Source organism: Kitasatospora sp. NPDC101183 (genome assembly GCF_044767945.1).
Lineage (GTDB): Bacteria > Actinomycetota > Actinomycetes > Streptomycetales > Streptomycetaceae > Kitasatospora.
The window spans coordinates 44,235-65,628 of record NZ_JBIWOW010000030.1; the positions used below are offsets into that span (position 1 = coordinate 44,235).

General features: G+C 72.5%; 19 protein-coding genes. 9 read left to right on the forward strand and 10 right to left on the reverse strand.

Annotated features, from left to right (window positions below):
• Position 1 precedes the first annotated feature (1 nt).
• Positions 2 to 1,417, reverse strand: coding sequence for a sensor histidine kinase (locus ACIRRS_RS32100; RefSeq protein WP_402978319.1), 1,416 nt, complete (start codon positions 1,415 to 1,417; stop codon positions 2 to 4).
• Between the two features lie 306 nt (positions 1,418 to 1,723).
• Here ACIRRS_RS32100 and phoU point away from each other — a divergent pair, with 306 nt between their 5' ends.
• Both phoU and ACIRRS_RS32110 read left to right on the forward strand, forming a co-directional pair.
• On the forward strand, positions 1,724 to 2,413 hold the full coding sequence (gene phoU / locus ACIRRS_RS32105) for a phosphate signaling complex protein PhoU (RefSeq protein ID WP_402978322.1): 690 nt from the start codon (positions 1,724 to 1,726) through the stop codon (positions 2,411 to 2,413).
• Between the two features lie 206 nt (positions 2,414 to 2,619).
• Positions 2,620 to 2,799 carry a hypothetical protein gene (locus ACIRRS_RS32110; protein WP_402978325.1) on the forward strand — a complete coding sequence of 60 codons (180 nt, stop codon included), beginning with the start codon at positions 2,620 to 2,622 and terminating at the stop codon, positions 2,797 to 2,799.
• Positions 2,800 to 2,952: 153 nt separating this feature from the next.
• Here ACIRRS_RS32110 and ACIRRS_RS32115 read toward each other — a convergent pair whose 3' ends face one another.
• From ACIRRS_RS32115 to ACIRRS_RS32125, 3 genes are all read right to left on the reverse strand, one after another.
• Positions 2,953 to 3,549 carry a lytic polysaccharide monooxygenase gene (locus ACIRRS_RS32115; RefSeq protein ID WP_402978328.1) on the reverse strand — a complete coding sequence of 199 codons (597 nt, stop codon included), beginning with the start codon at positions 3,547 to 3,549 and terminating at the stop codon, positions 2,953 to 2,955.
• A gap of 1,158 nt (positions 3,550 to 4,707) precedes the next feature.
• Positions 4,708 to 5,514, reverse strand: coding sequence for a protein phosphatase 2C domain-containing protein (locus tag ACIRRS_RS32120; RefSeq protein WP_402978330.1), 807 nt, complete (start codon positions 5,512 to 5,514; stop codon positions 4,708 to 4,710).
• Between the two features lie 3 nt (positions 5,515 to 5,517).
• Positions 5,518 to 6,363, reverse strand: coding sequence for a sigma-70 family RNA polymerase sigma factor (locus ACIRRS_RS32125; RefSeq protein WP_402978333.1), 846 nt, complete (start codon positions 6,361 to 6,363; stop codon positions 5,518 to 5,520).
• Between the two features lie 225 nt (positions 6,364 to 6,588).
• Here ACIRRS_RS32125 and ACIRRS_RS32130 point away from each other — a divergent pair, with 225 nt between their 5' ends.
• The 4 genes from ACIRRS_RS32130 to ACIRRS_RS32145 all read left to right on the forward strand — a co-directional run bounded on the left by ACIRRS_RS32130 (position 6,589) and on the right by ACIRRS_RS32145 (position 12,502).
• On the forward strand, positions 6,589 to 7,017 hold the full coding sequence (locus ACIRRS_RS32130; protein WP_402978336.1) for a hypothetical protein: 429 nt from the start codon (positions 6,589 to 6,591) through the stop codon (positions 7,015 to 7,017).
• A gap of 788 nt (positions 7,018 to 7,805) precedes the next feature.
• Positions 7,806 to 9,437, forward strand: coding sequence for an ATP-binding protein (locus ACIRRS_RS32135; protein ID WP_402978339.1), 1,632 nt, complete (start codon positions 7,806 to 7,808; stop codon positions 9,435 to 9,437).
• Between the two features lie 1,283 nt (positions 9,438 to 10,720).
• Positions 10,721 to 10,951: a helix-turn-helix domain-containing protein gene (locus ACIRRS_RS32140; protein WP_402978342.1), complete on the forward strand. Its 231-nt coding sequence runs from the start codon at positions 10,721 to 10,723 to the stop codon at positions 10,949 to 10,951.
• Between the two features lie 312 nt (positions 10,952 to 11,263).
• Positions 11,264 to 12,502, forward strand: a complete 1,239-nt coding sequence (locus ACIRRS_RS32145) for a tyrosine-type recombinase/integrase (protein WP_402978345.1) — start codon at positions 11,264 to 11,266, stop codon at positions 12,500 to 12,502.
• An 81-nt stretch (positions 12,503 to 12,583) separates the two neighbouring features.
• Here the strand turns inward: ACIRRS_RS32145 and ACIRRS_RS32150 are convergent, their stop codons facing one another.
• Positions 12,584 to 13,342, reverse strand: coding sequence for a phosphoglyceromutase (locus ACIRRS_RS32150; RefSeq protein ID WP_402978348.1), 759 nt, complete (start codon positions 13,340 to 13,342; stop codon positions 12,584 to 12,586).
• A gap of 124 nt (positions 13,343 to 13,466) precedes the next feature.
• On the opposite strand from ACIRRS_RS32150, the gene ACIRRS_RS32155 reads away from it, so the two are divergent.
• The gene (locus tag ACIRRS_RS32155) at positions 13,467 to 14,777 is read left to right on the forward strand and encodes an MDR family MFS transporter (RefSeq protein ID WP_402978351.1); all 1,311 of its coding nucleotides are present in this window, start codon (positions 13,467 to 13,469) and stop codon (positions 14,775 to 14,777) included.
• 1 nt (position 14,778) lies between these two features.
• On the opposite strand, the gene ACIRRS_RS32160 is transcribed toward ACIRRS_RS32155, so the two are convergent.
• Together ACIRRS_RS32160 and mshA are read right to left on the reverse strand one after the other, a co-directional pair.
• Complete coding sequence (locus tag ACIRRS_RS32160; RefSeq protein WP_402978354.1) at positions 14,779 to 15,291, reverse strand: YbjN domain-containing protein; 513 nt, start codon at positions 15,289 to 15,291, stop codon at positions 14,779 to 14,781.
• Between the two features lie 50 nt (positions 15,292 to 15,341).
• Positions 15,342 to 16,715 carry a D-inositol-3-phosphate glycosyltransferase gene (mshA, locus tag ACIRRS_RS32165; RefSeq protein ID WP_402978357.1) on the reverse strand — a complete coding sequence of 458 codons (1,374 nt, stop codon included), beginning with the start codon at positions 16,713 to 16,715 and terminating at the stop codon, positions 15,342 to 15,344.
• Between the two features lie 374 nt (positions 16,716 to 17,089).
• Here mshA and ACIRRS_RS32170 point away from each other — a divergent pair, with 374 nt between their 5' ends.
• The gene (locus tag ACIRRS_RS32170) at positions 17,090 to 17,923 is read left to right on the forward strand and encodes a class I SAM-dependent methyltransferase (protein WP_402978360.1); all 834 of its coding nucleotides are present in this window, start codon (positions 17,090 to 17,092) and stop codon (positions 17,921 to 17,923) included.
• Between the two features lie 84 nt (positions 17,924 to 18,007).
• Here the strand turns inward: ACIRRS_RS32170 and ACIRRS_RS32175 are convergent, their stop codons facing one another.
• Complete coding sequence (locus ACIRRS_RS32175) at positions 18,008 to 18,574, reverse strand: O-acetyl-ADP-ribose deacetylase (RefSeq protein ID WP_402978363.1); 567 nt, start codon at positions 18,572 to 18,574, stop codon at positions 18,008 to 18,010.
• A gap of 413 nt (positions 18,575 to 18,987) precedes the next feature.
• Here ACIRRS_RS32175 and ACIRRS_RS32180 point away from each other — a divergent pair, with 413 nt between their 5' ends.
• Complete coding sequence (locus ACIRRS_RS32180; protein WP_402978366.1) at positions 18,988 to 20,289, forward strand: PP2C family protein-serine/threonine phosphatase; 1,302 nt, start codon at positions 18,988 to 18,990, stop codon at positions 20,287 to 20,289.
• A gap of 83 nt (positions 20,290 to 20,372) precedes the next feature.
• Here the strand turns inward: ACIRRS_RS32180 and ACIRRS_RS32185 are convergent, their stop codons facing one another.
• Together ACIRRS_RS32185 and ACIRRS_RS32190 are read right to left on the reverse strand one after the other, a co-directional pair.
• The gene (locus tag ACIRRS_RS32185) at positions 20,373 to 20,720 is read right to left on the reverse strand and encodes a DUF2516 family protein (protein WP_402978369.1); all 348 of its coding nucleotides are present in this window, start codon (positions 20,718 to 20,720) and stop codon (positions 20,373 to 20,375) included.
• A gap of 130 nt (positions 20,721 to 20,850) precedes the next feature.
• Positions 20,851 to 21,393: a hypothetical protein gene (locus ACIRRS_RS32190; protein WP_402978372.1), complete on the reverse strand. Its 543-nt coding sequence runs from the start codon at positions 21,391 to 21,393 to the stop codon at positions 20,851 to 20,853.
• Position 21,394 lies beyond the last annotated feature (1 nt).

The following is a 21,394-nucleotide window of genomic DNA, read 5'->3' on the forward strand; positions in this document are numbered from 1 at the left end:
ATCAGGCCTCCGGGGCAAGCTGGGGGGTTGTGTCTGACAGGGGTGCTTCCCGCTCCCCGGCGGGGAGCGAACGGGCCGTGCCGTCGGAACGGCCCGTGTTGAGGGTCCGGGTCGCCGGGGCGGCCCGGAAGGCCGGTCCGGCGGGGTTCTGGGTGGCGGGCCCGTCCTCGTCCAGGTCCTCGTCCAGGTCCTCGTCCTGGGCGGGGGCCTGGCCGGCGGGCAGCCGCACGGTGAAGGTCGAGCCCTGGCCCTCGACGCTCCACACCGAGACCGTGCCGCCGTGCGAGGCCGCGACGTGCTTGACGATGGACAGGCCGAGGCCGGTGCCGCCGGTCTGGCGGGAGCGGGCCGGGTCGACCCGGTAGAAGCGTTCGAAGACCCGCTCGCGGTCCTTCTCCGAGATGCCGATGCCCTGGTCGGTCACCGAGATCTCGATCAGCTCGCCGTCGGCCTCGCCGAGCGCCGCGGCGCTGGAGATCCGCCGGGTGGCGATGGCCACCCGGGTGCGCGGCGGGCTGTAGTTGACGGCGTTCTCGACCAGGTTGCCGAGGGCCGCGGCGAGCTGGCCGCGGTTGCCGTGGAGGTAGAGGCCGGCGATGCCGCCGGCCGCGATCAGGATCTGCTTGGCGGCGGCCTGCTGGCGGCAGCGGTCGATCGCCTCGGCGATCAGCTCGTCCACCGCGACCGGCTCCGGGTCGACCATCAGGCGGTCGTCCTGGACCCGGGAGAGGTCGATGATCTCCTGGACCAGGCTGGCCAGGCGGGTCGCCTCGATCTGCATCCGTCCGGCGAAGCGCTGCACGGCCTCCGGGTCGTCGGACGCGTCGGCCACCGCCTCGGAGAGCAGCGACAGGGCGCCGACCGGGGTCTTGAGCTCATGGCTGACGTTGGCGACGAAGTCCCGGCGGACGGCCTCCACCCGGCGGCGCTCCGTCTGGTCCTCGACCAGGACCAGCACCAGGCGGGAGCCCAGCGGGGCGACCCGGACGGAGACGGCCAGCGGCTCGGCCGCGCGGGCCGCGCCCGGGCGGGGCACCTCCAGCTCGACCTGGCGGATCTCGCCGTCCCGGCGGGTGGCGCGGGCCAGCGCGAGCATCTGGTCCACGGCGACCGCGCCGCCGCGCACCAGGCCCATCGCGTACGCCGCGGAGCTGGCCTTCACCACCTCGTCGCCCTCTCCCAGCACGATCGCGCAGGAGCGCAGCACGGAGAGCACGGTGTCGACCCCCGGCGGCAGGGGGGCCTCGGGGTGGCCGGCGCCCAGGGGCTGGTGCCGGCTGTTCTGCCTGCCGCCGGTGCCGTTGTACCTGCCCCGGGCCTGCTCGCGTTCGCTCCAGCGGAAGGCGATGGAGGCGGTGAGGCCGACGCCGAGCCCGGCTATGGCGCAGGCAGCGGCGGCGGCCACGTTCACGTCCATGTGGCCAGCGTAAGCGCACGGCGCGTGCGGTCCCCAAGGGCTGGATCAAGGCATCGGCCGCGCGTTGCCGAGAATTCACCTTCACGTAGCTGCCGATTCACCGTACTGGCCGTGCCGCTTCGCCCGGACGGCTGAGAGTTGGCCATGCAGCCCGTGTGGGTCGAACGGTGCGCCGAATCCCGGGCACCGTCTCGGGGGTGCGCGTACCATTCGCGCACACCAGCAGCGGCCACTCGAACGATCGGACGACGATCGGACGGGCTGACCGGTCGGCACCGCCACCGACACAGCTACTGAGGAGAGATCATGCGCGACGCGTACCACGAGGAACTCGATGTGATCGGCGACAGCCTGGTCGAGATGGCCCGGCTCGTCGGCTCGGCCCTGGGCCGGGCGACCACCGCACTCCTCGACGCGGACCTGGCGCTGGCGGAGAGCGTGATCGCCGCCGACGAGAAGGTCAACGAGCTGCACCACGAGCTCGAGAACCGGGCCATCGACCTGCTGGCCCGCCAGCAGCCGGTCGCCACCGACCTGCGCATCGTCGTCACCTCGCTGCGGATGAGCGCCGACCTCGAGCGCTGCGGCGACCTCGCCCGCCACGTCGCCAAGATCGCCCGGATGCGCTACCCCGACTCGGCCGTCCCCGGCGACCTGCACTCGACCGTCCTGGAGATGGGCCAGCTCGCCCAGCGCCTGGTCGCCAAGGCGGGCCTGGTCATCGCGACCAAGGACGTCGACAAGGCGCTGGAGATGGAGCAGGACGACGACGCCATCGACACCCTGCACCGGGAGCTGCTCTCCCACCTGATCGACGAGCGCTGGCACCACGGCATCGAGACCGCCGTGGACATCACGCTGGTCGGCCGGTACTACGAGCGCTTCGCGGACCACGCCGTCTCGGTGGCCAAGCGGGTCGTCTACCTGGTGACCGGCGAGCACGTGGCCGAGTTCGTGGCGGCCACCGAGGCCGAGCAGGCCGCGCCCTCCGAGTGAGCCCGGCCTGGGCCGGGCCGGGGGCCGGGCCGGGGTGGCGGGGACCGTTCACCTTGAGGGGTGAGTAAACCCGTGGCGAGGGTGGTGCGGATGCACGGCGTTCCGTGCATTCCGCGCCTGCGCGCCTGTTGACGATCCCTCCGATCGGCGGTTTCACTCGAATCGCAGGCACCGACGTGTGCCCGCCACGAGGAGGGAACAGTTCGATGAAGGCCCACCCGACCCGTCCTGCACCGGCCCACGACCCCGTCGAGCCTCTCCCGCCCGCCCTGCTCCCCGTCCTCGCCGCCGGCTGCGGCTGCGGCCCGGGCTGCGGATGCGGCTGCCAGTCCGGCGCGCCCTGCCAGTGCGGCGGCGCCGACGGCGGTTGCTGCGGCGGCCACTGAGGAGTCCTTCGCCGGGTGCCCGGCCGTCGTGCGAGACGGCCGGGCACCGGTGCGTACGGGCCGGGGTCGTCCGGCGCCGTCAGAGCTGTCAGAGCTGTCAGAGCTGTCAGAACGGTCGGATCTGTCAAGACTGTCAGGGACTGTCAGGGACTGTCAGAACTGGACGTCGGAGCAGGAGTAGAAGGCGTTGCCGGTGTCCGCGATCGTCCAGACCGCGACGACCACCTGGTGGCCGGTGCGGTCGCTGGGGAGAGTTCCGGTGTGGCTGAGCGTGCTGGGGACCTGGGTGCCGTCGTACGGGACGTCCAGGAACGGCGTCAGGTCCAGGTTGGACCGGGTGATCGGCTGGCTCGCGTCGTAGCCCGGCTTGGTCATGTAGTACGCGAAGTCCGAGGTCGCGTGCCGGGCGGTGAACTTCCAGGTGAAGGTCACCTGCTGGCCCGCCGTCACCGGGGTGGTGGGCCAGGCGCCGTTGTGCGGGTCGTCCAGCTCGGCGAAGCGGGCGTTGCCGCCGGCGCAGATGGTGCCGTCCGCGGGGCCGAGGCTCGGGAAGCCCTTGGGGCCCTCGACGCTCTGCGGCTCCCACTGGATGTCGCCGCAGTCCCAGGGGACGCCGTTGACGTGCTCGTCGCAGAGCGCGGCCCGGCTGGGCGGGGTGTTGATGTACCCGTGGGCCTGCGCCGGGAAGGCGAGGGCCAACGGGACCGCCAGGGCGGCGACGACCGCCCCGACGACGTGACGCTTGCGCATGGTGCTCCTCCGTGGGGGTGGATGGAGAGTGCGCCGGACGGCGGTGGTCGCGCGTGGGGGTGCGCGACGGGCAGTTCTGGATCTTTGGCATGCCTGTGCCAGTCCGGTGCTCCCACGGTAGGAGCACCGCGTTCCGCCGTCAATGGTCTGAACCATTTCGTGGACCCCAACTCCCGTCCGGACCAGGGGGTTTGACGGAGAGCGAACGATCCGCACACGACGACGGCCCCCGGTCCGCGCAGCACGCGGAGCGGGGGCCGTGAGGGAAGAACGAACTACTTCTTGCCCTGGGTCTGGCCTGTCGATCTTTCGGGTCTGGTCAGTGGCCTCTGACCTGGGGTCGAGCTGTCGGCATTTGTCATCATCGGCCGCCTTCCGCCGACGCCGGACGGCCCACAGACGGCCCAGACACAGAAGGCGTTAGCCACTCCCCGTAGGTTTCGCCGCCGAAGCAAGGGCGGAGCGAGCCGCCGCCAACAATTCAGCCTCTGCTTGCTGAACCTGCTCCCTGCATGCCAGGAAACGGGCCCCGGCAACCCGCAACTCCTCTGAGGTAAGAGTCCTGTCGCGACGAAGCACCGCGTAGTCAGCAAAGGTCGACCATGCGCTTTGAACGCGGTCAAGGAACTCACGAGCCGCCTCAGCTACGGCTTCAGGACCGAGGAGCTCAACTTCTGTGCACCGACGGCTAAGGAGCTGCATCGACCGACGAGTTCCGTCGAGCACGCCAAGGACACCCTCGAACTCGCAGTCGTCATCCACTACGGCCACCACCAGGTCCCGTATCAATGTCCGCGATTCTGACGCAGCATCCAAAAGGTCCGCATACGCTGCCTGTCGTCGCTCACGCAACCAAATCTGGTGCTCGGCATGCACGCCGTGCTCTCGTTCCTCCTTTGCTGCCTCCAATTGACGGTGCTGTTCTCGCTCTCGTGCTTCCTCCCCGCGACGTTGCGCCCGATTCCCGAGCGCTCCAGTCGTAGCTCCGGCCGCAAGCGTGCCGCCGACGCCTATCAGGGCAACCCAAAGTCCTCCATCCGCCATGGCTGTTCATTCTGCCGGAACGCACGGCTGGCCCATGCCTTACGAGCGGTCTCGTATCAGTAACTTCGCCGGGACCCGACCGTCGCGCAACGCTGGGTTCATCGAACCTCTGCGCTATACCGTATAGAACGCCACCGATGCATCGTCACCTGCTTTATATCGGGGCCAACGGAGACCTTCCGGATCAGTGGCCTCGACTGCGCGAACTGCCCCGATCAGTCCTTCCGTCCCAGCACTTCGAAGCATTGCGAAGACAACAGCCCATGACGCCTCTTCGTACTCAGTGACAAGTCGCGATACTCCGTCCGACATGACCGCCACCGATTGGACACCCTCCAGGGGCACCGCACCTGTGATCGCATAGTGCGCCGCTTCGCCGCTGGAAGCAGCCACCCAGTAGCCGTCCACGGTGTTCCGGGTGAGCCGCTGGGCCTCGACCATCCGGCGAACAGCCTTTGTGTGCTCGGGCGTCCCGGTGGCGAACCGTTCTGTCTCGGCGCGGAGTTCGGGCACCACGGTGTCCACCCGGAGGTCGGTCACCACCTGATAGCCGTCAGCCCGCTCGAAGACAATCGGCGAGTCGGCGAGGACAAGGTAGTCGAAGCGGTCGGTTCCGGCCCGCAGGATCGAGACTGTTGCCGACGGCGTACCAGGGTTGGCGAGGTCGCAACCGGGGTGGAGCGCGGCCACCTGGTCGAGGGCCTGCTCCAGCCCGTCGGCGAGCGGCCGGCCGGGCTCTGCCAGCGCGGCCACCAGGTGGCCGCCCAACTGGGCCACGTACCAAGGGACTCCGTGACGACAGCCGGTGTCTAGCCCGGCCGTGCTCAGACCGTCGAGGACGACGGCGAGCGTGGGCGTGGCCGCCACCCAGTCCTCGTTGGGGTTGGTGCCGCCCGGAGCGGTGGCGATGGAGACGCGCATCTGTCAGCCCTCGTGTCGGTAGATCGGGGTAACCCTGCTGCTCTCCAGAACTTCCAGAGTCTCCGGGTCGTAACGGCAGGAGATCAGCGTGGAGAAACGCTTCGTCCGAACCTCGCGGTACAGCTCGCCAAGGTGGTTCTCCAGGTAGTGCACGACGCCGTTCGCGCCGATCGCGTGGATGCCCGCGATGTAGAGGAACGTGCCCTTGCCGTCGAGACGGGGAAGCCGAGCGAGGTAGCCGACGTCCCCGGCCGTGCCGTCCACGTCGAGCGGTGACCGGTACTCCGTCTCGGTCTGGAGATCTACCAGGTGCCAGGCCGTGTCCTTGCGGAACCGCAGATGGTCGTCACCTTCGAGCACCTGGGCCACGATCGGGGACAGGCGAGGGCCGCAGATGACGACCAGGTGTTCGCGGTTCAGATTCACAATGCCGGAGGGCGGGATGACCTCGTACTCGGAGTCGAGCTTCAGGCCCGTGAACAGCTTCCGCAGGTGCTCGTAGTTGTTCAGGTCTTCCCTGGTCACGACCTGGCTTGGGTTCTCGTCCAGAGACTTCCCCGCCTCGTACTTGCCTCCGACCGCCACGGTCATCGGGCCGAGCCCGAAGAAGGCCCGCTCCGGCGCGGGGCCGGTCGACGCGAGCTGACCGACGCGCCCACGGCTTACGCCGAGCAGAGCAGCAATCTCGGTCTGCGACATGCCCGCCGCCGACGCTTCTTCGATCGCCTCCCGGCGGACTCGGGACAGCTCGACCACCCGGTTCTGGTAGTCCGCCATCAGGGCAATCGCGGCTTTGGCCCGGTCGATCGGGACGGCCACGTCGGCCACCCGCTCAAGCTCCTCGTGCATCGTGATCCCTTCACTGCCTAGGGGGGCAAAGCAAGCCTACCGCTAGAGGGACTTGACGCACAGACGGGCACTGCCTACCTTGGGTATCGCGAGAGAGCGAAAGCCCCCCTAAGCAACAAGGGAACAGGCTTAGCGCTTCTCTGACCTGCCCAAACATGCAGCGAAGCGGCGCCCCAACCGCCAAGTCAGTACGCCGCTTCGTGCCCCGGTGAAGGGAGTTCCATCATGCACGCTTCGCTCAGCACTCAGCCGTCCCTGACCACCGACGCGGTGGAGGAGAACGTCTCGCTGTTCGGCGAGACGGAGCCGGGGCAGGACGAGGCCCGGCTGTCGGTGCGGGTGTCGGTGTCGCTGCGGTTCTACGACATGGTGGGCCTGCTGGCCTTCCACCCCTCGATGATGCTCACCGCCTCGGACCTGCTGAAGTCCGAGGAACTGGCGGAGGCCCTGCGCTTCACGATCATCGCCTCCGACACCTCCCAGATCGAGGAGTACTCGGAGCTGGCCCGTGCCGCGCTGTCGCACCCGCGTCGGCCGCTCCACGCCTACACCAAGCTGGTGGCCCAGGCCGTGACCCGGACGTTCGGCATGAGCGCCCCGCACCCGCCGACCCCGGCCGCGCCGGTCCTGTCGCTGCTGGCCCCGGCTGCCTGAACAAGCAAGAAGAGCACCGGGGGCGAGGGGGTGCTCCTCTTGCGGTGCGGGTGAACACTCACGGGTGCTCACCCTCGCTCACCACCCGCTCACCGGGCGCCCCTGAAGCCCGAACCGCCGGGCCTGAAACGGCCGCCGGTGGACCTGAAACGGCGGCCGGAACGGGTGAACGCTCACCGGCGTTCACCTCCACTCACCGCCCGCTCACGGGCCGCTCACCGGGTGCCCTTGAAGCCCGGGCGGGCGGACTTGAAGAGGCCACCCCCGCGCCTGAAACGGTGCCCGGTCCGGGTGGGTGCTCACCGGTGAACGCCGGAGTGTTCACCGCCGCTCACGACCCGCTCACCGGCCGGGGCTGAAGCGCCCGGACCCGCTCCTGAAGCGGCCCCGGGTGCGGCTGAAACCCCCGGCCGTGCCCCTGAAACCCCTGGTCAGAACCCGTGAACACCAGTGAGCACCCGGCTCAGGACGGGTGAACACCCCGGCCGGAAAAGCGCTTCTCCAGCCCGTCCACCAGCCCGGCGGCACCCGCCCCGCACCCGTTTCAGGCGCGGCGGTGGCCTCTTCAGGCCCGCCCGATGAGCACCGGTGAGCACCCGACCGGCCGCCGGTGAACACCCCCTCCTTAAGAGCGCTTCTCCTCGGCGGACCGAGGGCGAGCGTGCCCGCCCGAACACCGCCAACTCCCCCGAGGAGAAGCGCTCTTAAGGGGCGGCGGCAGGGCGCGCGGTCGGCGACCGGCCCGACTTCTCCACCCGACTGACGACACGACGGAAGGACACCCGACGGTGCCCGAGACGACCCGACCAACTCCGACCGCTCCGCCGACCAACCCCCGCAGCGAGACCCGCCCGGCGGACACCAGGCCCGCCCGGCCGGTCGCCCGCGCCGCCGCCGGGAAGGCGGAGGACGGCAAGCCGAACCAGGCCACCCAGCTCGTCGCCCTGGCCCGCGCCCGCTACGACTTCATCGTCTCCGAGGACGGCCGCCCCTACGCCGTCGCCGTGGACGGCCCGAGGATCGTGCTGCCGCTGCGGGGCAAGGCCGGTCTGCGCTCGGCCCTGGCCCGCGCCTACACCGACGCCAACGGCGGCTCCGTACCCTCCCAGGGCTCCCTGGCCGACGCCATGACCGTGCTGGAGGGCCAGTGCGCCGCCACCGACCCGGTACCGGTCCACCTGCGGGTGGCCGGAGGCCCGGAGCGGATCGTGCTGGACCTGGGCACCGCCGACGGCCGGTGTGTCATCGTCACCCCCGGTTCCTGGCTGCTCGCCGACCGCTCCCCGGTCTACTTCCGGCGCTCCGGCGCGATGGCCGTCATGCCCACCCCCGACCGCGACCAGGCCGCCACCGGCCTGGACCGGCTGCGCTCGCTGGTGAACATGGACGACACCGCCTTCCGCCAGTTGGTCGGCTGGCTGGTCGCCGCGTGGATTCCGCACATCCCCCACCCGATCCTGACCTTCAAGGGCGAGCAGGGCACCGGCAAGTCCAAGGCCGCGCAGACCGTGGTCAACCTGATCGACCCGTCCCCGGCCACCAAGCGCTCCCAGCCCCGGGACATCAAGGCGTGGGCCACCCAGGCGTTCAACTCCTGGGCGCTGTGCCTGGACAACGTCTCCACCATCGCGCCGTGGCTCTCCGACACCCTGTGCAAGGCCGTGACCGGTGACGGCATCGTGGACCGCGCCCTCTACACCGACGACGACGTTGTCGTCCTCACCTTCCGCCGGGTGCTGGCCATGACGACCATCGACGCCGGGGCCCTGGCCGGAGACCTCGCCGAGCGGCTGATGACCCTGGACCTCCAGCTCATCGACCCCTCCCAGCGCCGCACCGAACAGGAGCTGGACGCCGCGTTCGCCGAGCACCGCCCCGCGATCCTGGCCGCCCTCCTCGACCTCCTCGCCGAAGCCCTGGCCCTGCTGCCCACGGTCCGCCTCGACACCCTGCCCCGCATGGCCGACTTCGCCCGCGTGCTCGCCGCCCTCGACCAGATCCGCGAGTGGACCACCCTGGACGCCTACCTGTCCGCCTCCGCCAACACCAACGCCGACGCCCTGGAAGGCGACCCGTTCGGCTCCGCCGTTCTGACCCTGGTGGACGACACCGGCCACTGGAACGGCACCGCCGGGGAACTCCTCGCCCGCCTGTCCCTGACCGGCGAGACCTTCCACCCGAAGTGGCCCAAGGACGCCACCCGCGCCAGCGGACAGCTCAAACGCCTCGCCCCGGTCCTGCGCACGGTCGGCGTCCTGGTCGACGACACCCAGCGCTCCGCCGACCGCCACCGCCGCCGCCTCATCACCGTCTCCCTGGCCGATCCGGAGAGTTCGATGAACGCAGCGTCCGCAGCGCCCGCAGCGTCCTGGCCGCCCGTGCGCAGGCCCCCTGACCAGCCCGAACTTCCCGGACACTAGCCGACCCGCCAGCGTCCGCGCAGCGTCCGCAAACCCCCCTCCAGCGTCCGCAACCACCCGTGCTGCGGACGCTGGCACCCCCTGAGTGGACGCTGCACCCCCGCCAGCGTCCACACCCCCGCACCCCGACCGACCAGCACGGATACCGCACCTGCGGACGCTGCGGGCACTGCGGACGCTGCACCGCACCAACTCTCCGAACCGGACACCCCACGCCGACCGGCCGGAGCCGACTGTCAGGTGACAGGCGCCAGTCGGTGACTGTCACCCGGGCCCGATTTCCCCAGGTAACGCGCGCCCGCAAAGCCGACAGTCGGCGCCTGTCACCCCGACTGTCACCCCCGCTGGCACCTGATCTTGACCCTCTGGCACCCGCAGAACGGAGCCCCACGATGCCCCGCACACCCACCGCACTCGATGTCCGACCGACCCGCACGAACGGTCCACCGGCCGCCACGACGCCCCGCGCCCGCTCCCCACCAAGCCCCGGCCGCCCCCGGGCCGCCGCGCCGCTAGCAGCACCGGCCGCTAGACCTAGCACCCCCGCTAGCGCCCACAACCCGCTCCGACCGGCCGACTAGCGCCTAGCGCCCGCCGCCGGCCGAACCCCGCGACCCGCCCGAACCGGGCCCCGCACCCCTCCGCCGGCCGCTAGGGCCGCACGGCGCCCCGTGACTGCCCGCAATCTCCCACCCACCCCCCACCCAGCCCGAGAGCGCCCTCCCGGGCCCCTGAGCGGGCGGGGGGAGCTTTCCCGGGTGGGTGGGAGGTGGGTGGGAGATCACCCTCCGTCACGAGAGCCCCGGACGAAGGCCGTCAGGCCGCAGGTGTCAGAAACCGTCTGACGCCTCTGACGGCCAGATCCCTAGACCAACGCGCACGCGCACGCGAGAAACCCCCGCCTGACACCCCGCTCTGACGCCCCTGACACCCCGCCCTGACGGTCCTGACACCCCCTCCGGCACCGCTTCTGACGCCCCTGACACCCCCGGACCGACACGCGCAGGCCCGTCCTGACGGTCCTGACGCCCCTGACACCCCGCCCTGACACGCCTGACGCCCTCACCCACCGCAACCACCCCGCCCGGCCCGACCACCGCCCGTCCGGCCCACCTGTCACCTGTCGCCTGTCACCTGTCGTCCCCACCCCGAAACGGGCCCCACAGGCCCGAAACCACCCCCTGACCTGCGCGCCGACAGGCGACAGACAGGTGACAGGCGACAGGTGACAGACAGGCGACACGACAGGTGAGGCGACAGGCCCGACCCGCCCGGAGACGCCCGTGACCGACCGCCGCACCCCGGCCGACCCGCGACCCACCGTCGTCGCCCTCCCCACTCGCTTCCTCACCCCCGAAGACGTCGCCGCCCTCTTCGGCGTCCCCCTGGAAACCGTCTACCAGTGGCGCCGCAAGCGCACCGGCCCGCCCGCCTTCCGCGTCGGCCGACACCTCCGGTACCACCCCGACGCCGTCGCCCAATGGGTCACCGACCAGACCCAGCAGGCCGCCTGAACCACCAGGGAGGCGGCCAGGGAGGCACCCCCGGCGCCCCCGCCGGCGGCCCTGAAACCACCCTCCGGCGGCGCCCGACCGCCTCCCTCCCTGCCGCTTCCCCAACCTGCCGCCGGGCCTCCGCTTCGGCGGCACCACGGGCGGGCCCCGGCCCCTCCCCCACCGGGCCTCCCCCACCCCCTCTCGGGCGGCGGTAGGCCGGTAGGAACCGCAGGTCGGAGCGCGCCTACCGCCCGGCCTACCGGCGCCCTACCTACCGCCCTACCGGCCCCGCACAGCCACACCTCACCCACCACCCCAAGGAGCGGCCCCATGGCCGGACACATCCAAGACCGCTGGTACAAGACCGAGACCGGCCCGGACGGCAAGCCCCGCCGGATCCGCACCGACCGCTACGGCACCGGCAAGCGCTACCGGGCCCGGTACGTCGCGCCGGACGGGACCAAGAAGAGCAAGAGCTTCCCCGACCGCCAGAAGCGGCAGGCGGAGGAGTGGCTGGCACGGATCGAGGCCGACATGTCGCGCGGGCAGTACCTCGACCCGACGACGGCGAAGACGACCTTCCAGGAGTTCGCCGAGCACTGGCTGAGGAGCCAGACCAGCGACCCCAACACGCAGGCCTCGATGCAGTCGCAGCTCCGGCGGCACGCCTTCCCCCGGATCGGGGCCCGGCCGCTCTCGTCGTTCCAGCCCAGCCACATCCGGGAGTTCGTCGCCGAGCTGGAGACGTCCGGCATGTCGGGGTCGTACGCCCGGGTCATCTTCTCCAACGTGCGGGCCGTGCTGAGCGCGGCCGTGGACGACGGCATCCTGCTCCGGAACCCGTGCGCCGCGCAGACCGTGCGCCCGCCGGTCGTCGGTACCCGGCGGGTCGTCCCGTGGGAGCCGGAGCGGGTGTTCGCCGTTCGGGCGGCCATGACGGAGCGATACCGGACAACGGTGGACGTGGGCGCTGGCTGCGGGCTGCGGCAGGGGGAGATCCTGGGCCTGGCCGTGGACGCGCTGGACTTCGACGCCAGCACGATGCACGTCACCCAGCAGCTCAAGCTGAGCCGGAGCAAGCCGGTGTTCGCGCCGCCGAAGGGCGGGACGCTGCGGAGCGTGCCGCTCCCCCGGCCGGTGGCCGACGCGCTCAAGGCGCACATGGAGCGGTTCCCGCCGGTGGAGATCACGCTGCCGTGGATGAGGGTGGGCGGGCCGCCCGTCACCAAGGGACTGCTCTTCACCAGCCTGTCGGACCACATCGTCTGGCGCGGCATGCTCAACGAGGACCACTGGAAGCCCGCCCTAGCCACTGCCGGGGTCATCCCGAAGCCGGGCAAGGGCGAGGGCTACGCGTCCGCCCGGGAGCACGGCATGCACGCGCTCCGGCACTTCTTCGCGTCGGTGCTGCTGGACGCCGGGGAGAGCATCAAGGCCGTCAGCGAGTACCTGGGCCACGCCGATCCGGGGCTGACGCTGCGGGTGTACGCCCACCTGATGCCGGACAGTCGGCACCGGGCGAGGAGGGCCATGGAGGGCGTCTTCGGGGTTCAAGATCACGACGACTGACGGCCCACAGACGGCCCGGGAATGACGACGGCCCCTCACCAGCGCCTAAAGCGCAGGTGAGGGGCCGTAACGGCAAGTGGTCTACTTCTTGCCCTGGTTCTTGACCGCCTCGATGGCGGAGGCGGCGGCCTCCGGGTCGAGGTAGCGGCCGCCCGGGGTGAGGGGCTTGAAGTCGGCGTCGAGTTCGTAGACGAGGGGGATGCCGGTGGGGATGTTCAGGCCGGCGATGGCCTCGTCGGAGACGCCGTCGAGGTGCTTGACCAGGGCGCGCAGGCTGTTGCCGTGGGCGGTGACCAGGACGGTCTTGCCGGCGGCGAGGTCGGGGACGATGGCGTCGTACCAGTACGGGAGCATCCGCTCGACGACGTCCTTGAGGCACTCGGTGCGCGGGCGCAGCTCGCTCGGGATCTCGGCGTAGCGCGCGTCGTGGGCCTGGGAGTACTCGGAGTCGTCGGCCAGGACCGGCGGCGGGGTGTCGTAGGAGCGGCGCCACAGCTGGAACTGCTCCTCGCCGAACTCGGCCAGGGTCTGGGCCTTGTCCTTGCCCTGGAGGGCGCCGTAGTGGCGCTCGTTCAGGCGCCAGCTGCGGGAGACCGGGATCCAGTGGCGGTCGGCCTTGTCCAGGGCGATCTGCGAGGTGCGGATCGCGCGGCGCAGCAGGGAGGTGTGCAGCACGTCGGGGAGAAGGTTCTCGGCGGCGAGCAGCTCACCGCCGCGGGCCGCCTCCTTCTCGCCCTTCTCGTTGAGGTCGACGTCGACCCAACCGGTGAACAGGTTCTTCTGGTTCCACTGGCTCTCGCCGTGACGGAGCAGGATGAGTCGGTACGTCGTGTCAGCCATGGCGCCCAGCTTAGTGGAGGCCGGAAAAGCACTGGTGGGCGTCTCACCTCCGGATGTAATATGTGCTCCGCATGACTGACACTTACATCTTGTCGGTTGCCCACGCCTGTCACGGGAGTCCCGCATGCTCGTCGCCCTCGTCTCCAACCCCCGCGTCCGAAGACTGGTCCGGGAGACGGTGGGCGGGCTGCCGCGCGAGTTCTGGTGGCTGTTCGTCTCGACGCTCGTGAACAAGCTCGGCGGGTTCGTGGTCACGTTCCTGTCGATGTACCTGACGGTCAACCGAGGGTACTCGTTCTCGTACGCGGGCCTGGTGGCCTCGCTGTTCGGGCTCGGCGCCGCGATCGCGGCGCTCGGCGCGGGCGTGCTGGCCGACCGGATCGGACGGCGGCCGACCCTGCTCGTCGCCCAGCTCGGCACCGCGGCCGCCACCGTCGTGCTCGGGTTCGTGGACGGTCCGGTGGCGATCGCCGTGGTGGCCTTCCTGGTCGGCATGTTCAACAACGCCACCCGGCCCGCGACTTCGGCGATCATCGCCGACCTCGTCCCGGCCGAGGACCGGGTGCGGGCGTACTCGCTGAACTACTGGGCGATCAACATCGGCTTCGGGGTCTCCGCCGCCGTCGCCGGCGTGATCGCCTCCCACGGCTACCTGACGCTCTTCCTCCTGGACGCGCTGGCCACGCTGATCTGCGCGCTGGTGATCTTCATCCGCATCCCGGAGACCCGGCCCGAGCGGCCCGCCGCGTCGGCGAAGGCGGCCGAGGAGCCGGCGGTCGGCCTCGGGCGGGTGTTCCGGGACGGCCCGTTCATGACCGTGGTCGGGCTCAACCTGCTGCTCGCGCTGATCTTCCAGCAGGGCAGCACCACCCTGCCGATCGGCATGGGCGACGCGGGCATCTCCTCCACCCAGTTCGGGATGGTCATCGGCCTGAACGGGCTGCTGATCGTGGTGCTGCAGATCCCGCTCACCCGCTGGATGGAGGGCCGCTCCCGGACGGCGATGCTGATCGCCAGCTGCCTGCTGACCGGCTGGGGCTTCGGGCTGGCGGCGCTGGCCGGGTCCTCGGCCTGGCTGTTCGCGCTGTCGGTGGCCGTCTGGACGGTCGGCGAGGTGCTCAACGCGCCGACCATGATGGGCCTGGTCGCCGAGCTGGCGCCGACCCACGCGCGCGGCCGGTACCAGGGCGTCTACTCGCTGTCCTGGTCGCTGGCCTCGTTCCTCGGCCCCGGGGTGGGCGGCCTGGTGCTGCAGTACGCCGGGCCCGGCGCCCTGTGGAGCTCCTGCGGGGTCGTCGGCACGGTCGCGGCGCTCGGGCACGTGGCGCTGAGGCGCCGTACGCGGGCGGCGACGGCGCCGCGGACCGGGGTGGCGGACGTCCCGGTGGGGGCGGAGGCCGAGGCGGAGGCGCGGAAGGCTCCGACGGGAGCCTGAGTCACTCCGCCTGCGGGGCGGCGAGGTGGGCGAAGGCGGCCAGGTTGCGGGTGGACTCCCCGCGCTTGGTGCGCCACTCCCACTCGCGCCGGATCGCGGTGGCGAAGCCCAGCTCCAGCAGGGTGTTGAACGGCTCGTCGGCGTTCTCCAGCACCGTCCCGAGCAGCCGGTCCACGGCGTCCGGGGTGAGCGCCTCCAGGGGCAGGCGGCCGGCCAGGTAGACGTCGCCGAGCGGGTCGACCGCGTAGGCGACGCCGTACAGCCGGGTGTTGCGCTCCAGCAGCCAGCGGTAGACGGCCTCGTGGTTCTCGTCCGGGCGGCGGATCACGAAGGCGTTCACCGAGAGGCTGTGGTCGCCGACCCGCAGGGCGCAGGCGGTGCTCAGCTTGCGGGTGCCCGGGAGCGTCGCCACCAGGGTGTACGGGTCGGCGGCGGCCGGCTCCCAGGCCACCCCGGCCTCGTCCAGGGCGGCGCGTAGGAGGGTCAGGGCCTCGTCCTTGGTGCGGATTGCCATGGGGGTGACGTTACTCGGCGGTTCCCCAAGGGCACAGCGGGGCGACCGCATCACACCCGGCGGCGGACCCCCGCCAGGCGGCCCGCCGGGCGGGCCAGGGTGCCCGCGTACACCTCGGCGGTGGTCGCCGCCGCCGCGCCCCAGCCGAAGCCCGCCGCGTGCCGGGCCGCCGCCTCGCCGCGCCGGGCCACCAGCTCCGGGTCGACGACGTACGGCTCCAGCGCGTACGACCAGGCGCGCGGGTCGTGGCCGCTCACCAGGGTGCCGGACTCGCCGTCGCGCACCGCGACCGGCAGGCCGCCGACCGCCGCCGCGACCACCGGGGTGCCGCAGGCCTGGGCCTCCAGCGCGACCAGGCCGAAGGACTCGCTGTACGAGGGCATCACCAGCGCCGTCGCCGCGCGGTACCACTGGGCGAGCCGCGCCTGGCCGACCGGCGGGTGGAAGCGCACGACGTCCCCGATGCCCAGCTGGGCGGCGAGCTTGTGCAGGCTCTCCGGCCGGGCCAGGCCCGTACCGGAGGGGCCGCCGACCACCGGCACCACCAGGCGCTCACGCAGCTCCGGGCGGCGCTCCAGCAGCGCCGCGACGGCGCGCAGCAGCACGTCCGGGGCCTTCAGCGGCTGGATGCGGCCGGCGAACAGCAGCACCGCGGCGTGCGGCGGCAGCCCCAGCCGGGCGCGGGCGGCGGCGCCGGCCTCGGGGCCGCCGGGGCGGAAGACGTCCAGATTGACGCCCGGGTGGACCACGGCGAGCTGATCGGGGCGGGCGGCGTAGTGCAGGGCCAGCTCGGCGGCCTCCTCGGTGGTGTTGGCGATCAGCCGGTCGGCCGCCTCCACCACCTGGGTCTCGCCGATCACCCGGGCCACGGGCTCGGGTGTGTCGCCCTCGGCCAGGGCGGCGTTCTTGACCTTCGCCATGGTGTGCATGGTGTGCACCAGCGGCACGCCCCAGCGCTGCGCGGCCAGCCAGCCGACCTGGCCGGAGAGCCAGTAGTGGGAGTGCACGAGGTCGTAGTGGCCGGGGCGGTGGCCGGCCTCCGTGCGGAGCACCCCGTGGGTGAAGGCGCACAGCTGGGCGGGCAGGTCCTCCTTGAGGAGGCCCTCGTACGGTCCGGCCGTGACGTGGCGCACCAGGACGCCGGGGGCGAGCTCGACGGTGGGGGCGTCGTCGGAGCAGATCGAGCGGGTGAACACCTCGACCTCGATGTTCAGCTCGGCGAGGCGCTTGGCCAGCTCGACGATGTAGACGTTCATCCCGCCCGCGTCCCCGGTGCCGGGCTGGTGCAGCGGGGAGGTGTGGACGCTGAGCATGGCTATGCGGCGCGGGCGGCGGCGGCCCGGGACCAGCGACTGCAGCCGGGCGCGGGTCGGCGTGGCGGGCGACTGCGCACGGCGTGCCGAACGGACGGGGTGCTGGATCACCTGGCTGAATCCTCCTCGAGTGCGGCCCGTCTCGGCGCCCCGCGGGCGGGGCCGGTGCGCGCGGCCCGTCCGGGCACACAGCACCACCAGTGTGCCAACCACGTGAACGGCTTCCCGATTCCCGGGGCACGGGAGGAACCGGCGGAGGCGGGCGCGGGTGAGCGCTGCGGGGGCGCTGCGGGGGCGCACTAGGGCCCGTCGTCAAACTCCCGTCGTCGCCCGGAGGGCGGCGGGGCGGCGTTGGGGTGCGTGCATCGCAAGGCGGAGGAGGGAGCCACTGCGGAGCATTGGCGACCGACGACAACGCGGCGAGGTGCGTGCCCCGGCGTCGCCCCGCAGACGCGAGTTTGACGACGGGCCCTAGGCTTCCCGGTATGGCCGCCTCCTTCGATCCCGCTTCCGCCGCGCCCGCCCGGGGGCGGAGCGGGCGGCCGGTGGGGACGGTCACCCGGGGCACCACCAACACCAACCGGCTGCGGCGGATGGACCGCTGGATCGCGCACACCCTGGGCCGTGCGCTGCGGGCCGCCGAGCGGCCGCCGGTCGCGGTGGACCTCGGGTACGGGGCCGCGCCGTGGACGGCGGTGGAGCTGGCCGCGCGGCTGCGGGCGGTGCGGCCGGACGTCCGGGTGGTGGGGATCGAGATCGAGCCGGATCGGGTCGCGGCGGCGCTGCCGTACGCCGCGCCTCCGCTGCTGACCTTCCGGCGCGGCGGCTTCGAGGTGCCGCTGGACGGCGGGGCGCCGGCGCAGCTGATCCGGGCGGCCAACGTGCTGCGGCAGTACGAGGAGTCGGCGGTGGCCGGGGTGTGGGAGCGGCTGTGCGCCCGGCTCGCGCCCGACGGGCTGCTGGTGGAGGGCACCTGCGACGAGATCGGGCGGCGGCACGTCTGGGTCGCGCTGGGCCCGGAGGGGCCCCGGACGGTGACCTTCGCGGCCCGCCTCGGAGGCCTGGTCCAGCCCTCCGACCTGGCCGAACGGCTGCCGAAGGCCCTGATCCACCACAACGTGCCGGGCCGCCCGGTGCACACCTTCCTCGCCGAGTTCGACCGCGCCTGGGCCGCCGCCGCCCCGTACGGCGCCTTCGGCGCCCGGCAGCGCTGGGTGGCGGCCTGCACGGCGCTGTCGGGCAGCTGGCCCCTGGTGGACGCGCGGGGGCGCTGGCGCCAGGGCGAGGTCACGGTGCCCTGGACGGCGCTGGCCCCGTAGCACGGCGCATTTCACTCGAACGAGTTATCGAATATCTCTGGCGCGTTGACGCCCCCACGCGCCACCATGGGCACCGTCGAAACGTCAGTCCTCGTCCCGCCCGAGCAGCTCCTCGCGGACCGATTCGAACACCCGGTACGTCTCCGCCCCGAACAGCACGAACCGCACCTCCGCCAGCTCCGCGCCCGCCCCCGCGTCGCCCCCGTCCAGCACCTCGGAGACGGTGGTGAGCGCGATCCGGGCCGCGTCCGCCGGCGGCCAGCCGTACACGCCCGCCGACACCGCCGGAAAGGCGACCGTCCGGGCGCCCAGTTCCGCCGCCGCGCGCAGCGACTCGCGATAACAGGAGGCCAGCAGCTCCGCCCCCTCCTCGTACGTCTCCTCCAGGAAGACCGGGCCCACGGTGTGCACCACCCAGCGGGCCGGCAGCCGCCCGGCCGTGGTGGCCACCGCGCGACCGGTGGCCAGTCCGCCACCCCAGTGGGAGGCGCGCAGCCGGCGGCAGTCCTCCAGGATCTCCGGCCCGCCCTTGCGGTGGATCGCGCCGTCGACCCCGCCGCCGCCCAGCAGAGAGGAGTTGGCGGCGTTCACCACCACGTCCACCTGCTGCTGCGTGATGTCACCCTCAACCAGGGTGATCCGCGTCACCATCACCGTCTTCCCGTTCAGGACCGCTCCCGGCAGGGTCCGAGCCGTCGTCAGAGTCCGATCACCACACCGCCGAGAGCGCGCACACCGGCGTGGCAATGACCACAACGGCGCGGTCGGCCAGAAGAATCCCCGGAGATCACGTTATGGTCGCGAGAAGTTCCCCGCCGCAGGGTGCCAGCCGGGCACTGCGGACGGACGCCGACCGTTACGCAGGCGGGGAAAGGGAGGAACCACCGATGCCCGCAACGGGAGACGGGCGGGCACCTGGTGCCGCGGACCTGCCGGGCGCCCATGACGGCGCCCATCTCGGCCGTGCCCGCGGCCACTCGGCCTCGACCGGTCCGGCGACGGCCTCCCCGATACCTCACCCCCGCTCCCGGGCCTCGCACCTCGGCAGCGCCCCGGTGGCCTCCGTGACCGAGGTCCCGGCCGAGAACGCCGGGCTGCGCCTGCTCGTCATCGAGGACGACGCCTCCGACGCCCAGCTGATCAAGGCGGCCGCCGCCGACAGCGGCACCTCCATCGAGCTCCACTGGGCCCGCGGCCTCGACCACGCCGTCGCCCTGCTCACCGCGCCCGCCTCCGCCGCCCGGCGCGGGCGCGGCCGGGGCGCCGAGTTCGACTGCGTGCTGCTCGACCTCGCCTCCCCCGCCGACCTGCCGCACCCCTCCGACGCCTCGGACGGCCTGGAGGGCCTGCACGAGCTGCTCCGCCGGGCCCCGCACACCCCCGTCGTGGTGCTCACCGACGCCGCCGGGGCCGAACTCGGCGCCGCCGCCGTCGCCGCGGGCGCGCAGGACTTCCTGATCAAGCACGAGACGGACGGCCCGCTGCTGGCCCGCGCCCTGCGCTACGCCGTCGAGCGCAAGCGCGCCGACGAGTCGCAGCGCCGGCTCGTCGAGGCCGAACTGCGCGGCCAGGAGAACGCCCGCCTCCAGCGCCACCTGCTGCCCACCCCGCTGCTCGACGGCGCCGGGCTCTCCTTCACCCGCCGCTACCGCCCCGGCCGCCGCCGCGCCCTGCTCGGCGGCGACTTCTACGACGCGGTGCGCACCGACGACGGCACCGTGCACGTGGTGATCGGCGACGTCTGCGGCCACGGCCCCGACGAGGCCGCGCTCGGCGTCGCGCTCCGGATAGCGTGGCGCACGCTCGTCTTCGCCGGCCTCACCGGCGAGACCCTGCTCACCACCCTCCAGCACGTGCTGGAGCACGAGCGGCGCAGCGACGAGATCTTCGCGACGCTCTGCATGCTGGTGATCGAGCCCGACGGCGGCGGCGCCGGCCTCGACTCGCTCGGCTCCCGCGAACGCGCCCGGCTCTACCTCGCCGGGCACCCGGCGCCGCTGCTGCTCGGCCGCGACCACCGCCCGCTCACCCTGCCCGCCGACCTCGCCGGGCCCGCGCTCGGGCTGCTGCCCTGCCACGACGGGCAGGCCGCCTGGCCCGCCCACGACCTCGAACTCCAGCCCGGCTGGCGGCTGTTGCTCTACACCGACGGCCTGATCGAGGGCCGGGTCGGGGCCGGCTCCCGGCGCCTCGGGCAGGACGGCCTGGCGGACCTGGTCGCCGACCACCAGACGGCGGGGCTGACCAGGGGCCGGCTCGTCGACAGCGCCATCGCGGAGGTCGAGGAGCTCAACGGCGGCGCACTGACGGACGACGTGGCGGTGCTGCTGCTGGAGCGCAACCCGGTGCAGCTGATCCTGGGCTGACCCGGCGCCCGGACGCGTGACGGCGGCGGCCCGGTCGGGGAACCCCCTCGACCGGGCCGCCGCCGTCACGGTGTCGGCGCGCCCTACCAGGGGCCGTACGGGCCGGAGTTGCTCCGGCCGCCGCCGCCCCGGCCCGTCAGCTGCCGGATCGCCGGGCGGACGTCCACCCAGTAGACGATCGACGCGGCCAGCCCGGCCAGGGTCAGGATGCTGTAGAGCGGGTTCACGCCGAACAGCAGGTCGAGGCCGAAGGCGAGGCCGAGGATGACCAGCCAGAACTGCTTGGTCTTCTTGTCCGCCGCCCGGTAGGCGTCCTCCCGGCGGCTGGCCGCGTCGACCAGCGCGCACAGCTTGAAACCCAGGATGGCCACGGCCACCCACCAGAACGGGTTCAGGTAGTCCAGGGCGAGGACCTGGAACACTCCGCCCATCGTGGTCTCCTCCGTCGTCTCGGCACCGGTGGCCCGGCCGCCGTCCATCCTGGCACGAAGGGCCGCCCGGTCTGGTGTGAACGTCCCGCGGTCACCGGATGTGCCCCGTTCGGAGCGTTTTCACGCCCTCCTAGCGGTTGGTGCTCTTGCGGGCGGAGGGCTTCTTCGCGGCGGGGGCCTCCACGACCGGCGGCTCCACGACCGGCGACTCCTCGGCCGGCGGCTCCTCGACCAGCTCGGCCTCGATCGGCTCCTCCTCGGGCTCGACCGCGGCGGGCGCCGGGACGGGGCCGGCCGGGCGGGCCTTCTCCACCGCGACCTTGCCGCGCTCGGCCAGCTCGTCGTACGTCTCCTTGGCCTTCACGGCCAGCTCGACCGCGCGGCCCACCTGCTGGAGGGCGAAGCCCTGGGCCTTCTCCTGGAGGGCCTTGAGGTCGGTGGGCAGGGCGGAGACCGCCCCGGTGACCTTGGCGGGCGCGGCGACCAGCAGCTCCTGCGCCTCGTGCAGCCGGGCCGTGGCCTTCTCCTGCGTGCCCTTGCGGTCCGCCGCCAGCGCCTCGACCCTGCCCGGCACCTCGCGCAGCTTCTCGTAGGCGAGGTCCCCTGCGCCGGCGAGGGCGTAGAGCGGGGTCGGGTCGGTGAGGGTCTTCTTGATGTCCTCGGTGATGGGCATG